At 45.1% G+C, this 13,752-nt stretch carries 11 protein-coding genes; 6 read left to right on the top strand and 5 right to left on the bottom strand.

What is annotated here, in order from left to right; translation table 11 throughout:
* Positions 1 to 183: 183 nt before the first annotated feature.
* The 4 genes from fbaA to B5D54_RS10725 form a co-directional block, all read right to left on the bottom strand.
* Positions 184 to 1,260: a class II fructose-bisphosphate aldolase gene (gene fbaA, locus B5D54_RS10745; RefSeq protein WP_078926549.1), complete on the bottom strand. Its 1,077-nt coding sequence runs from the start codon at positions 1,258 to 1,260 to the stop codon at positions 184 to 186.
* Positions 1,261 to 1,412: 152 nt separating this feature from the next.
* Positions 1,413 to 2,576 (bottom strand): phosphoglycerate kinase, encoded by a 1,164-nt coding sequence (locus B5D54_RS10735; RefSeq protein WP_078926547.1) that lies wholly within the window; start codon positions 2,574 to 2,576, stop codon positions 1,413 to 1,415.
* Positions 2,577 to 2,728: 152 nt separating this feature from the next.
* Complete coding sequence (epd, locus tag B5D54_RS10730) at positions 2,729 to 3,754, bottom strand: erythrose-4-phosphate dehydrogenase (protein WP_078926546.1); 1,026 nt, start codon at positions 3,752 to 3,754, stop codon at positions 2,729 to 2,731.
* Positions 3,755 to 3,896: 142 nt separating this feature from the next.
* Positions 3,897 to 5,855 (bottom strand): ligand-gated channel protein, encoded by a 1,959-nt coding sequence (locus tag B5D54_RS10725; protein ID WP_078926545.1) that lies wholly within the window; start codon positions 5,853 to 5,855, stop codon positions 3,897 to 3,899.
* A 143-nt stretch (positions 5,856 to 5,998) separates the two neighbouring features.
* On the opposite strand from B5D54_RS10725, the gene B5D54_RS10720 reads away from it, so the two are divergent.
* Positions 5,999 to 6,901 carry a LysR family transcriptional regulator gene (locus B5D54_RS10720; RefSeq protein ID WP_078926610.1) on the top strand — a complete coding sequence of 301 codons (903 nt, stop codon included), beginning with the start codon at positions 5,999 to 6,001 and terminating at the stop codon, positions 6,899 to 6,901.
* A 72-nt stretch (positions 6,902 to 6,973) separates the two neighbouring features.
* On the opposite strand, the gene tkt is transcribed toward B5D54_RS10720, so the two are convergent.
* Positions 6,974 to 8,971, bottom strand: a complete 1,998-nt coding sequence (tkt, locus tag B5D54_RS10715; protein ID WP_078926544.1) for a transketolase — start codon at positions 8,969 to 8,971, stop codon at positions 6,974 to 6,976.
* 319 nt (positions 8,972 to 9,290) lie between these two features.
* Here tkt and metK point away from each other — a divergent pair, with 319 nt between their 5' ends.
* The 5 genes from metK (at position 9,291) to gshB (ending at position 13,739) form a co-directional block, all read left to right on the top strand.
* Entirely contained in the window at positions 9,291 to 10,445 is a 1,155-nt protein-coding gene (gene metK / locus B5D54_RS10710; protein ID WP_078926543.1) for a methionine adenosyltransferase, read from the top strand.
* Between the two features lie 63 nt (positions 10,446 to 10,508).
* Positions 10,509 to 11,012 carry a SprT family zinc-dependent metalloprotease gene (locus B5D54_RS10705; protein WP_078926542.1) on the top strand — a complete coding sequence of 168 codons (504 nt, stop codon included), beginning with the start codon at positions 10,509 to 10,511 and terminating at the stop codon, positions 11,010 to 11,012.
* Between the two features lie 82 nt (positions 11,013 to 11,094).
* Positions 11,095 to 11,805 (top strand): endonuclease, encoded by a 711-nt coding sequence (locus B5D54_RS10700; protein ID WP_078926541.1) that lies wholly within the window; start codon positions 11,095 to 11,097, stop codon positions 11,803 to 11,805.
* Between the two features lie 233 nt (positions 11,806 to 12,038).
* Positions 12,039 to 12,770 carry a 16S rRNA (uracil(1498)-N(3))-methyltransferase gene (rsmE, locus tag B5D54_RS10695; RefSeq protein WP_078926540.1) on the top strand — a complete coding sequence of 244 codons (732 nt, stop codon included), beginning with the start codon at positions 12,039 to 12,041 and terminating at the stop codon, positions 12,768 to 12,770.
* Between the two features lie 12 nt (positions 12,771 to 12,782).
* Positions 12,783 to 13,739 carry a glutathione synthase gene (gene gshB, locus B5D54_RS10690; protein ID WP_078926539.1) on the top strand — a complete coding sequence of 319 codons (957 nt, stop codon included), beginning with the start codon at positions 12,783 to 12,785 and terminating at the stop codon, positions 13,737 to 13,739.
* The last annotated feature ends 13 nt before the right edge of the window (positions 13,740 to 13,752 follow it).

Raw genomic sequence — 13,752 nt, 5'->3', positions numbered from 1 at the left:
TCTTTTGGTTTGATGTATACAAAGGAGTGACAACTGCTCTATGTAATATCTCCACACAAAGTATACTTATTTAAATCTCAGCAAACATAAGATTATTCTTTAAACTAGCAGATCTATTTCCTAATCACTAGCTATAAAAAAAGCCGCCCCAACAAGGGCGGCTAATGACTAACTAAACACTAATTACAGTACGTTAACGGCGTTAAGGTCTGCAAAAGCTTTCTCAAGACGAGCCACCATTGAAGTTTGGCCTGCACGTAGCCATACACGTGGATCGTAGTATTTTTTGTTTGGTGCAGCTTCACCAGTTGGGTTACCGATTTGGCCTTGTAGGTAATCGTGGTTTTCAGCTTCATACTTACGGATACCATCCCAAGTTGCCCACTGAGTATCGGTATCGATGTTCATTTTGATAACACCGTAGCTGATTGACTCTTTGATTTCAGCTTCAGAAGAACCTGAACCACCGTGGAATACGAAGTTTAGAGAGTTAGCTGGAAGGCCAAATTTCTCAGAAACATACGCTTGAGAATCACGAAGGATAGTTGGAGTTAGTACAACGTTACCCGCTTGGTAAACACCGTGTACGTTACCAAAAGAAGCGGCAATAGTGAAACGGTGGCTAACTGCGCTTAGTTTTTCATAAGCATAAGCAACGTCTTCAGGTGAAGTGTACAGCTCAGAAGAATCCATATCTGAGTTATCAACGCCGTCTTCTTCACCGCCAGTACAACCAAGTTCGATTTCGATGGTCATACCCATTTTCGCCATACGCTCTAGGTATTTCGCACACGTTTCAACGTTTTCTTCTAGAGTCTCTTCAGAAAGATCTAGCATGTGAGAAGAAAACAGAGGCTTACCTGTTTGAGCAAAGAACTCTTCGCCAGCATCAAGTAGACCATCGATCCAAGGCAGTAATTTCTTCGCAGCGTGGTCAGTGTGTAGAATCACTGGCACACCGTAAGTTTCAGCAACAGCGTGAACGTATTTTGCACCAGCCACGGCACCAAGGATTTGGGCACCTTGGCCTTCAAGTTTAACGCCTTTACCAACAAAGAAAGCAGCGCCACCGTTAGAGAACTGCACCACTACCGGTGCTTTCACTTTGGCCGCGGCTTCTAGTACTGCGTTGATAGAGTCAGTATTGACAACGTTAACAGCAGGTAGAGCAAAGTTATGCTCTTTCGCTACAGCAAATACTTTCTGTACGTCATCACCAGAAATCACACCAGGTTTTACGAAATCGAAGATCTTAGACATGGATTTGATCCTATTTTTTCTGTCGTTTAAAAATAAAACAGTTAAGTTTACATTCTTGCAAACGTTTGCTCACAACTGGCGCTATTCTAGCAGAATAAATACCCTCGTGCAGCAAACAAGAAAGCGGGAGTTACCCCCCGCTCTCATCGTCGTTATGCTTTCGCGCGTGCTTCTAGCATTTCTACTGCTGGTAATACTTTACCTTCCACAAACTCAAGGAAGGCACCGCCGCCAGTAGAGATATAAGAGACATCAGCTTTGATACCGAACTTATCGATTGCCGCCAACGTATCACCACCACCAGCAACAGAGAAACCTTCAGAAGCAGCAATCGCTTCAGAAATACCGCGAGTACCAGCTTCGAAGTTTTTGAATTCAAATACGCCAACAGGGCCATTCCATAGAATGGTTTTTGCGTTTTTAAGAATTTCAGCCAGTTGTGCTGTTGATTCAGGGCCAAGGTCGAAGATCATATCGTCGTCTTGAACTTCAGAAACGTGTTTGATTTCTGCTTCTGCGTTTTCGTCAAAGGCTTTCGCACAAGCCACGTCAGTAGCAACAGGAATCGCACACTCTTCCATTAATTTTTTAGCGGTTTCCACTAAGTCAGCTTCATAAAGTGATTTACCCACATTATGGCCAGCGGCTGCGATAAAGGTGTTGGCAATACCACCACCCACTACAAGTTGGTCAGCAATCTTAGACAATGACTCAAGAACCGTCAGTTTAGTGGAAACTTTAGAACCACCAACGATAGCAACCATTGGGCGAGCTGGTTTATCCATCGCTTTGCCTAATGCTTCAAGTTCGTTAGCCAAAAGAGGGCCAGCACAAGCGATAGGAGCAAACATACCCACACCGTGAGTTGAAGCTTGTGCACGGTGAGCCGTACCAAATGCATCCATCACAAATACGTCACACAGCGCTGCGTATTTCTTAGACAATTCTTCTTCGTTTTTCTTCTCGCCTTTGTTAAAGCGAACGTTTTCTAGAACCACCAATTCACCAGCATTAAGCTCGATACCCTCAAGGTAATCTTTGGCTAATTTTACGTCGCAATCAAGCGCGTCATTTAGGTAGTTAACAACAGGCTGTAGAGAGAACTCTTCTGCGTATTCACCTTCCGTTGGGCGGCCTAGGTGAGAAGTCACCATTACTTTTGCGCCCGCTGCTAAACAGTGCTTGATGGTTGGTAGTGATGCAAGGATACGAGCATCAGAGGTCACTTTACCCTCTTTTACTGGCACGTTTAGATCAGCACGGATAAATACACGTTTACCTGCTAAATCCAGGTCAGTCATCTTGATTACAGACATAGTTTGTCCTCTCAAATATTTAAAGAAATTGAAGTTTTTCATCAACTCGGCGATCCTGCCGAGCCTGTAAATTCTCAAGCTGCTTACTGATATGGGGGAGAGATTTATTTATTTCAATGCGAAAAATAAAATATCTCTGAACGTTTAAACCGTCATTTTGCGGCCTGCATCGCCAACGCAGTATCCAACATACGGTTAGCAAATCCCCATTCGTTATCGCACCAGACAAGCATTTTTACCAGCTGCCCATTACTTACTCGCGTTTGATTGCCATCCACAATCGCACTGTGGGGATCATGGTTGAAATCGATGGAAACCAGCGGTGCTTCAGTATAGTCAACAATGCCATCTAATGTACACCGAGATGCGTGAATAATGGTTTGATTTACGTCATTAACTTTCACATTTGTATTCAATGTGACACTTAAATCCATCGCAGTCACATTAACCGTGGGAACCCTGACGGAAATGGCCTCAAATTTGTTAGAAAATTTCGGAAATATTCTTTCAATCCCTTTATGCAACTTGGTATCTACCGGAATAATGGACTGGCTGGCGGCTCGAGTTCGGCGGAGATCATCATGATAAGCATCAATCACTTGTTGATCGTTCATGGAAGAGTGGATGGTGGTAATCGTTCCAGAGTCAATACCAAAGGCATCATCCAGCACTTTGATGATAGGAACAATGCAGTTCGTGGTACAAGATCCATTCGAGACAATGCGTTGTTCAGCGGTGAGCGTCTCATGATTGACACCGTAAATAATGGTGTTATCGAGATCGGCGGCGCCGGGATGAGAGAAAAGTACTTTTTTAGCACCAGCTTCCGTATGTTGCAATCCATCCGCTTTCGAGCCAAACACTCCGGTACAATCGAGAACAATATCAACGTTTAAATCCCGCCAAGGAAGCAATGGGATGGCTTGTAGATGCAAAATCCGAATTCGGTCAACCTCACCATTTTCATGGTGAATGTGAATATGTTCTTGGTCGTGAGAAACTTTTTTAGCAAATCGTCCATGAGTGCTGTCATATTGCAGCAAATGAGCCATCGCTTCTGGCTTTGCCAGTTCATTGACCGCCACCACTTTTATCTGCTGATGTTTACCACTTTCGTAGACGGCCCGTAACACATTACGGCCAATCCGCCCAAATCCGTTAATCGCCACTTTTAGCATGAGAGAAGGTCCTATTCATTCATAGGTCGATGTTAACGATTAATACTCAACGATTCACCCAATATTCTCATTTTTCTTCATTTTAACGGATGAAAAAAGAGCTCCCTGCACTCAGGCAAGGAGGCTCATCAAAAGGTGCACCTTAAAAAGCCACATCCAACCCTAACCAATAACGACGACCGTCTTCCACGTAGCCATATTTTTCATAACCAACCTCTTTATCAAACAAGTTATAGACCGCGGCTTTGACGGTGGCAGTTGGCGTCAGTGAATAGCTAACCCCCATGTCAACGAAGGTGTAATCAGGAGCAATCAGATCACTATTTGAAGCTCCGCCTTCCGGCTTCATTTCCTTGCCATGATAGGTCACTTTCGTCCAGCTATTGAGTAACTCGGTGGTTTGCCATGAGAGGTCCGCACTCACTAAATGTTTCGGCAATTGCAGCAATGGGTTACCTTTAAACTCACCCGATTTTTGCTCTGAATGGGTGTAGGTATAGCTGGCTTTAAAGTCGATGTCCTGTGCCACAGGCAATTCTAATGTCGCTTCAGAGCCGTAAGTTTCAGCTTTATCCACATTCACTCGGTAAGTGGGAGCATTTCCCCAATCATTGTATCCATCCGTACAGACGTCTGTAGGGCAAGCAACCCGGGTAATTTTATCTTTAAAGTCATTATGAAATACCGTCAATGAAGCGTGTACACCAGACGGGGAAAAATACAGTAAGCTCAGCTCTTTGTTGACGGATTTCTCTGGCTCAAGGTCTGGGTTGCCGTAGATGTTACCACCACGACTCACCTGCCCCCAGTTAGCTGTAATTTCTCGTAACTGCGGCGCTCTAAAACCAGTGGAAACGCCCCCTTTAAAGGTCCAACTCGGGTCAATGTTCCACACACCATAGGCACGAGGGCTAAAGTGCGAGCCATAGTGTTGGTCATAGTCAAATCGACCACCAAACGTTAAAGAGAAGCTTTCGAGTAACGCCCATTCATCTTCAATAAATGCCGCCCATTGAGAATTAGAAATCTCGGTACGATCCGAAATCGAATTAGAGGTAAAATCTTCCAGTTTTGCATGGCTCCCTTCCAGACCAAAGGTTGTGGTATGACTATCGAGAGGAACCACCCAGCTGGTTTTAAACACCGTGTTCTCAATCGTCATTTCACGGCTCTTATTTTTATTTTCTTCGTATTGAAGATAAGTATCTGAATAACCAACACTGCCCCAATCACCTTGGTGAGCCAGGGAAAAATGGGTTCGACGATATTCATTTTCATTGTCACTACACGCTCTTCGACATCCCGTTGCCTGAGCTGATTTTCCCACATGATTGGTACGATCTTGGGCAGAAACCCCCGCTTCAAATTGAACTGTATGCAACTCATTCAACTGATAATTTAATTTTGTCGTTAAATTTCGCAGTGATTTATCACCATAGCCATACTCAATATTATCTTCATCACGCTGGGTTGTTTGCCCATAAACCTGTAATGAGAGAGCATCCGTTAAAGGGCCAGTAACAAAAAAGTTCGCACTCTGCTCATCCCCAGATTGGCGGTTTTCTTGAATCACTGTACTGAGCTGGACATTACCAGACCAACTTTTTTGCTCTTTTCGAGTAATGATGTTGATCACCCCACCAATGGCATCGGAACCATACAAGGTAGACATTGGGCCACGGATCACTTCGATACGTTCTATCGATTGCAGTGGTGGCAACCACCCTTGCTCAATACCCGGACCATCGCTATTGGGTCGAGTTTGCCGAGAAGACTGACGGCGACCATCGACAAGGATCAACGTATAGTTAGAACCCATACCGCGGATACTGATATCCGTTTTATCACCGCCCCCGGTCACCATAACCCCAGGAACACCACGCAACGCATCGGTAACATCACGATAATAACGAGATTCCAGTTCCTCTCGGGAGATAACACTAATACTCGCCGGGGCATTTTGCACACTCTGCTCAAATCCTGCGGCTGTTACTACAAGAGTTTCATCCGTTTTCATCGCTTGCTGAGCATTCACTGACGTCGAAATCAAGATACCGAAAGAAACACCAATAGCGACTTGATTTAAATTGAGCCTAGACATTTACCACTCCATAAATGATAATAATTATTAATTAAGGAGTGGAATTATTCACATTTCCTCCCTGTGTAACAGAGATAGATATGGAATGGTTAAAACCAGTTTTGGAACACCGCTCAGTTTCTATTCAACAGGGTATATCCGTCATGCAGGATCTTAGCGCAATACGTGCATTCCATGCACTCTGCCAATACAAGAGCCTTACCTCAGCCGCCAAAGCATTAGCACAACCCAAATCAACCCTAAGCCGTCGAGTTTCACAGTTAGAGACAGATTTAGAACAAACACTGGTCACTCGCCAAGGCAATAAACTTTTGCTGACTAAAGCGGGCGAGATATTTTCAGTGTATGCAGAGCAACTGTTAGATGTAGCAGAGCAAGGGAAAGAGGCAATTCATAAACTCAATAATCAAGTTTGTGGAGAACTCACACTAGTGGTTCACCCCAGTTTGATTAGAGGATGGATGAGTAAAATTTTAGATAACTTCATGCAAGAGCATTGCCATGTAAAAATAAAGCTACATAGTCAATTTCAGTTAGATAACCATTTATTAGAACCCGATTTAATCATATGGGTCGGACAAATGTCACCTACGGGCTATCGTAGAGAACGGTTAGGAAAATGGAGCTATGCCATTTATGCCTCTCCTCATTACCTTCATACCCACGGCCCTTTACAACACCCACGAGAATTGATTCATCACCCATGGATTGACTTTACAACTTTTCATCAAGAAGTGTTTGAACTGCACCATAAAGAGCTGGGCTATTACACCTTACCGACAATGGAAAGCCGTTTACAAAGTGATAATCTGACTATGCAAGCCGACGCTATAGCGAAAGGATGCGGCATCGGTTTACTTCCTATCTGGAGTGCTCGATGCTTCGAGCGAGCCCATCCCAACCATTTATCTATGTGCCTTCACGGCTGGAAATCCTCCCCTATTGATGTGTATAGTTTTTACCCAATGGGCCGACCACCCTTAAGGCTCAGGCTGCTTATTGATGCCATACGTAAAGCGATCCCCACTGAATGGCAGCAAGATTAAACGAGGTCATAAAAAAAGCCTTAGTGCGTGAACACTAAGGCTTAACTTATCCGTGAGGTAATCGGTTTTAGATTAAGCCAGTAATTCGTTAGCTGTCTTCACCACATTCTCAGTGGTAAAACCAAACAACTTAAAGAGCTCACCCGCTGGCGCAGATTCACCAAACGTTGTCATACCAATGATCTTTCCACCAAAACCGACATACTTGTACCAGAAATCAGCAATACCCGCTTCAATCGCAATACGTTTGGTCACATCAGCAGGCAGTACCGTTTCACGATAAGCCGCATCTTGTTTATCAAACGTATCGGTCGATGGCATAGAAACGACTCGCACCTGTTTGCCTTCCGCGCTTAGTTGCTCTGCGGCATCAACCGCAAGTTCCACTTCAGATCCCGTCGCTATCAAGATAAGTTCCGGTTTGCCTATACAATCTTTTAAGATGTAACCACCTTTCTCTATGTCTGAGACTTGCTCCGCAGTACGAGGCTGCTGAGCCAAGTTCTGACGAGAGAAAATCAAGGCAGATGGCGCATCTTTACGCTCAATCGCCAATTTCCAAGCAACCGCAGATTCAACTTGGTCACAAGGACGCCACGTACTCATGTTAGGCGTTAAACGCAGAGAAGCCATCTGCTCAACGGGTTGATGCGTTGGGCCATCTTCTCCCAAACCAATAGAGTCATGAGTATAAACTTGAATGTTTTGTACCTTCATTAACGCTGCCATACGCATTGCGTTACGAGCGTATTCCATAAACATCAAGAAAGTTGCACCGTAAGGAACAAAACCACCATGTAAAGCGATACCATTAATGATGGCCGTCATCGCAAACTCACGCACGCCATAATGGATATAATTACCAGAAAAATCTTCTGCCGTCAGAGATTGAGAGCCCGACCACATGGTAAGGTTTGATGGCGCCAAATCCGCCGAACCGCCCATAAATTCTGGCAACAACTTACCAAACGCTTCGAGTGCATTTTGTGAAGCTTTCCGTGATGCGATATTGGCAGGGTTTGCTTGTAGATCGGCAATAATCGCGTTCGTAGCTTCTTGCCAATGGGCTGGCAACTCACCATTGACTCGGCGTTTTAACTCCGCTGCTTCACTTGGATATTCAAGCGCATAAGCAGCAAATTGCTCATTCCATGCAGCTTCTTTCGCTTGGCCAGCTTCTTTCGCATCCCACTGAGTATAAATGTCTGCTGGAATCTCAAACGGAGCGTATTCCCAACCAAGGAATTCACGTGCTGCTTGAATTTCATCATGGCCAAGAGGCGCACCGTGACAATCGTGAGAACCCGCTTTATTGGGTGAACCAAAACCAATAATGGTTTTGGTACAAATTAAGGTTGGGCGAGTCGTTTCTGCTTTCGCCGCAACAATCGCAGCATTAATGGCTTCGGCATCATGGCCATCAACCGCAGGAATCACATGCCAGCCATACGCTTCAAAACGCTTAGGCGTGTCATCAGAGAACCAACCCTCCACATGACCATCAATAGAAATACCGTTGTCATCCCAGAACGCAATCAGTTTACCTAAGCCGAGAGTCCCCGCCAGTGAACACGCCTCGTGAGAAATCCCTTCCATCAAACAACCATCACCCATAAAAACATAAGTGAAATGGTCAACAATATCGTGGCCTGGTTTGTTAAATTGAGCCGCTAATGCTTTTTCCGCAATCGCCATGCCTACTGCATTGGTAATCCCTTGACCTAATGGACCTGTCGTGGTTTCAACACCCGGAGCATAACCATATTCAGGGTGGCCTGGCGTTTTAGAATGCAATTGACGGAAATTTTTTAGATCATCGATAGAGAGATCATAACCGCTCAAATGCAGCAAAGAGTAGATCAGCATGGAACCATGACCATTAGAAAGCACAAAGCGATCTCGGTCAGCCCACTTAGGATTTTGTGGATTATGGTTTAAGTGGCTGCGCCACAGCACTTCTGCGATATCCGCCATACCCATAGGGGCACCCGGGTGGCCAGAGTTAGCTTGTTGAACACCATCCATACTTAACGCACGGATTGCGTTAGCCAGTTGTTTGCGAGAAGACATGTCAGCTCCTAAAAAAGCAATAAGCGAAATGAGTAAAATCGTGACGGATATTGTCGCAAAGCCCCTTAACCTCTGCAAACCTTTTGCTGGTGATTTGTTCTATTTTTGCAAGCTGTTACCACATATTTCGGCCTAAAGGTAAAAACAAGGCGAATTAAGGCAAACGTTCGGCTATAAGATAAACGAAAAAAGAGCTTGTAATTTGAGCATTGAAAACTAGAATAGACGTCTAGATGTAGAAACGCCTACATATTGAACAATTTTGTTGACCCGTTACTCCGTTAACGAGTCACTCTTGATTACAAAGATTGGAGCTATCATGGCTAAACACTTGTTTACTTCTGAATCCGTATCAGAAGGTCATCCAGATAAAATTGCCGACCAAATCTCTGATGCGGTGCTTGATGCCATTTTAGAACAAGATCCGAAAGCACGTGTTGCTTGTGAAACTTACGTTAAAACCGGCATGGTCATGGTTGGCGGTGAAATCACCACTTCCGCATGGGTTGATATTGAAGAGTTAACTCGTGAAACCGTCCGTGAGATTGGTTATGTTCATTCTGATATGGGCTTTGATGCCAATTCATGTGCCGTGCTAAACACCATTGGTAAACAGTCACCAGATATCAACCAAGGCGTTGATAAAGCGGATCCCAAAGAACAAGGGGCTGGTGACCAAGGCATTATGTTTGGTTATGCCTGTACCGAAACCGAAGTGTTGATGCCAGCGCCCATTACTTATGCTCATCGTCTAATGCAGCGCCAAGCTGAGGTTCGTAAAAATGGAACACTTCCATGGTTGCGCCCTGATGCAAAGTCTCAGGTCACATTCCAGTATGATCAAGGCAAAATAGTAGGTATTGATGCTGTCGTTCTTTCGACTCAACACTGTGATTCTATCTCAACCGCCGATCTGCGCGAAGGCGTGATGGAAGAAATCATTAAACCCGTATTGCCTGCTGAATGGTTGAGCAAAGAAACCAAATACTTTATCAACCCAACTGGTCGCTTTGTGATTGGTGGACCTATGGGTGATTGTGGTTTAACCGGCCGTAAAATTATCGTAGATACTTATGGTGGTGCAGCCCGTCACGGTGGTGGTGCCTTCTCAGGTAAAGATCCATCAAAAGTTGACCGTAGTGCCGCTTACGCCGCTCGTTATGTGGCGAAAAATATTGTTGCTGCTGGCATGGCTGACCGTTGTGAAATTCAACTTTCCTACGCGATTGGTGTTGCCGATCCCACCTCGATCATGGTGGAAACTTTTGGCACTGAAAAAGTCTCGCACGATATTATTATCGAAGCAGTACGCCAATTCTTCGATCTTCGCCCTTACGGGTTACAAGAGATGCTGAACTTACTGCAACCGATTTATAAGAAAACCGCTGCTTATGGCCACTTTGGTCGTGAAGAGTTCCCATGGGAAGCGACCGATAAAGCCGCACAATTACGTGACTTTGCCGGTATTAAGTAAACGTATTCTTACGGGTATAATAAAACCTCAGCTCAGGCTGAGGTTTTTTATTGGGAGTTTCACTTGCTTGACTTTGAATTACACTACCGTGCTCAACAGCAAATCCAACGCTGCATAAAACTGGCCAGTCACTACTTTGCTTACCCTTTCGCTCAGCCGAAACTGAATTTTAAACTGCGTGGAAAAATCGCAGGAAAGGCGTATCTCCAGCAGTGGGAAATCCGTTTAAATCCGATCTTATTTGTTGAAAATACACAGGCGTTTCTCACCGAAGTCATCCCCCATGAAATTGCCCATCTGATTACTTATCATCATTATGGCCGCGTTCGCCCTCATGGAGCGGAATGGCAACAGGTGATGTTACAGGTATTTCAATGCCCCCCACGCACCACTCACTCATTCAATATTGATTCGGTACAAGGTAAAACGTTCGAATACCGATGCCCATGTCAAACCTACCCACTCTCTATTCGTCGCCATAACAAGGTATTGCGTCAACAAGCAACCTACCGTTGCCGTCGCTGCCAGTATCCACTCACCTTTACTGGCAAACAACTGACTCATTAACCCGCTCAACTCACCCAATGGATAGGCAGGTCATTTTTTGAGTGTTAGACTGAGAAAAACCATACTAAAATCAGTCTAAATTATGTTTTATTCTCGTTTGCTATCAACTATAGGATTACTGCTATTCAGTGGTACTCTCCTCGCCTCGGGTCCGGCTTCCTTTTCTCAAGCCAAACGAGCGGCAGTATCCATATATCAGCACCATCCGGTCAGTTTTTACTGTGGGTGTGACATTACTTGGCAAGGGCAAAAAGGCGTCCCCGATCTTGAGAGTTGTGGCTACCAAGTACGTAAACAAACGGTGCGAGCCAATCGTATTGAGTGGGAACATGTTGTTCCCGCTTGGCAATTTGGTCATCAGTTACAATGCTGGCAAGAAGGTGGTCGAAAGAATTGCGCACGCAATGACGAGCAATTCCGTAAGATGGAAGCTGACCTCCATAACCTGACGCCAGCGATTGGTGAAGTCAATGGCGATCGTTCTAACTTTAATTTTAGCCAGTGGAATGGCATTGATGGAGCCACCTACGGGCAGTGTGAAATGCAAGTGAATTTTGCTCAGCGTAAGGCTATGCCTCCCGCACGGGCACGAGGCGCGATTGCTCGAACCTACTTATATATGAGCCAACAATACGGTTTTCGTTTATCAAAACAGCAAGCTCAATTGATGCAGGTCTGGGATAACCAATATCCCGTAGATGAATGGGAGTGTGAACGAGATAGACGAATCAGCGAAATTCAGGGCCACCACAATCCATTCGTGTACAACCAATGCCCAATCCTCCAACCTTAACATACAAATAGACCGCAGAGCGCATCACTGCTCTGCGGTTTTGCCTTCGGTAAAATCATTGCAGTTGTCGCTAAGTGAGCTATCATCCCTATGCTCAAACGCGTTGACTGGTAACGCTTGTTTTTTATCGAATCAACCTCCATGTTATATACCCGAATAGCTTGAAGTCATAGCACGCCTAATCCTGTTTTAAACAGCGCTTGGGTATATCATCAATCAGTTAGGAACCCGGCATGCGCATTCCCCGAATCTATCATCCATCCATTATCACCCAATTAGGCACACTTGCCCTCAGTGATGACGCCGCTAACCACATTGGTCGTGTTCTGCGTATGCAGCCCGGTCAAGAAGTACGATTGTTTGATGGGTCTGATGCCGAATTCCCAGCGATTATCCAAGAGGTGGGAAAGAAACAACTGCTGGTTGAGGTGACTGAACGCCTAGAACACAGCCTTGAATCTCCCCTTAACTTACACTTAGGACAAGTCATTTCTCGGGGCGATAAGATGGAATTCACCATCCAAAAATCGGTCGAATTGGGGGTAAATACCATCACGCCCCTGTTATCCGAACGCTGCGGTGTAAAACTTGACGAAAAACGCTTTGAGAAAAAACTGCAACAATGGCAAAAAATCGCCATTGCCGCCTGTGAGCAATGCGGCCGAAATCGTGTTCCCGTGATTCGCCCCATTATGGAATTAGAAGCATGGTGCGCAGAGCCCAGCGATGCCCTAAAACTGAATTTACATCCAAGAGCACAATATTCGATCAATACCCTACCTGCCCCCGTCAATAAAGTTCGTTTGTTGATTGGTCCAGAAGGAGGCTTATCTGCCCAAGAAATTGCCATGACCGAACAATATCAATTTGCAGAAACGCTGCTTGGACCTCGAGTGCTACGAACAGAAACCGCAGCGCTCACCGCCATTACCGCCCTACAAGTTCGCTTCGGCGATCTTGGCTAAAGGAGATCCCCAATGATTAAACTCGGTATCGTCATGGACCCCATTTCGTCCATTAATATCAAAAAAGATTCCAGCTTTGCCATGCTGTTAGAAGCCCAGCGCCGTGGTTATCAAATCCACTATATGGAAATGGCGGATTTACACTTAGATCAAGGTGTCGCTATGGCCGATACTAAGATCGTTGAAGTCAAACAAGATCCTAATGGTTGGTATGAGTTTAAATCTCAGCAAACTCTAGCCTTGGCTGAACTTGATGCAATTTTAATGCGTAAGGATCCGCCTTTTGATACAGAATATATTTACGCCACCTATATTCTCGAGCGCGCAGAAGACGAAGGCGCACTGATTGTCAATAAGCCGCAAAGTCTGCGTGACTGTAATGAGAAACTCTTTACCGCTTGGTTCCCCGAGTTAACACCCACGACAATAGTGACTCGCAAAGCAGAAAAGATTAAAGCCTTTCGCCAGCAACATGGGGATGTGATATTAAAACCATTAGATGGCATGGGCGGTTCGTCTATCTTCCGAGTAAAAGAAGGGGATCCAAACGTTTCAGTGATCATTGAAACCCTGACCAATTATGGGCAAAACTACTGCATGGCACAAACATTTGTACCAGACATCAGTAATGGGGATAAACGAATTTTAGTCGTCGATGGTGAACCGATGCCTTACTGCTTAGCACGAATTCCCGCTAAAGGGGAAACACGAGGCAACTTGGCTGCCGGAGGGACAGGTGAAGCCCGTCCACTAAGTGAAACGGATAAAGCCATCGCTTTAGCGGTCGCTCCCATCTTGAAAGAAAAAGGACTGATCTTTGTCGGTCTTGACGTAATTGGTGATAAACTGACTGAAATTAACGTCACAAGCCCAACCTGTATCCGTGAAATTGAAGCCGCCTTTGATATTTCAATTACCGGAAAATTGATGGATGCGATCGAACGTCGCATCAAAGCTTTATCCATGTAGGAGCCAGTGGCTC

The organism is Vibrio cincinnatiensis DSM 19608, assembly GCF_900167345.1.
GTDB classification, from domain to species: Bacteria; Pseudomonadota; Gammaproteobacteria; order Enterobacterales; family Vibrionaceae; genus Vibrio; species Vibrio cincinnatiensis.
Note: the sequence above shows the minus strand (reverse complement) of the source record. Positions and strands in the feature narration are given on the sequence as shown.

What these genes read in the sequence shown, in the direction of transcription:
- fbaA (WP_078926549.1), bottom strand. Translation starts at nt 1,260, where the DNA reads ATGTCTAAGATCTTCGATTTCGTAAAACCTGGTGTGATTTCTGGTGAT.
- B5D54_RS10735 (WP_078926547.1), bottom strand. Translation starts at nt 2,576, where the DNA reads ATGTCTGTAATCAAGATGACTGACCTGGATTTAGCAGGTAAACGTGTA.
- epd (WP_078926546.1), bottom strand. Translation starts at nt 3,754, where the DNA reads ATGCTAAAAGTGGCGATTAACGGATTTGGGCGGATTGGCCGTAATGTG.
- B5D54_RS10725 (WP_078926545.1), bottom strand. Translation starts at nt 5,855, where the DNA reads ATGTCTAGGCTCAATTTAAATCAAGTCGCTATTGGTGTTTCTTTCGGT.
- B5D54_RS10720 (WP_078926610.1), top strand. Translation starts at nt 5,999, where the DNA reads ATGCAGGATCTTAGCGCAATACGTGCATTCCATGCACTCTGCCAATAC.
- tkt (WP_078926544.1), bottom strand. Translation starts at nt 8,971, where the DNA reads ATGTCTTCTCGCAAACAACTGGCTAACGCAATCCGTGCGTTAAGTATG.
- metK (WP_078926543.1), top strand. Translation starts at nt 9,291, where the DNA reads ATGGCTAAACACTTGTTTACTTCTGAATCCGTATCAGAAGGTCATCCA.
- B5D54_RS10700 (WP_078926541.1), top strand. Translation starts at nt 11,095, where the DNA reads ATGTTTTATTCTCGTTTGCTATCAACTATAGGATTACTGCTATTCAGT.
- rsmE (WP_078926540.1), top strand. Translation starts at nt 12,039, where the DNA reads ATGCGCATTCCCCGAATCTATCATCCATCCATTATCACCCAATTAGGC.
- gshB (WP_078926539.1), top strand. Translation starts at nt 12,783, where the DNA reads ATGATTAAACTCGGTATCGTCATGGACCCCATTTCGTCCATTAATATC.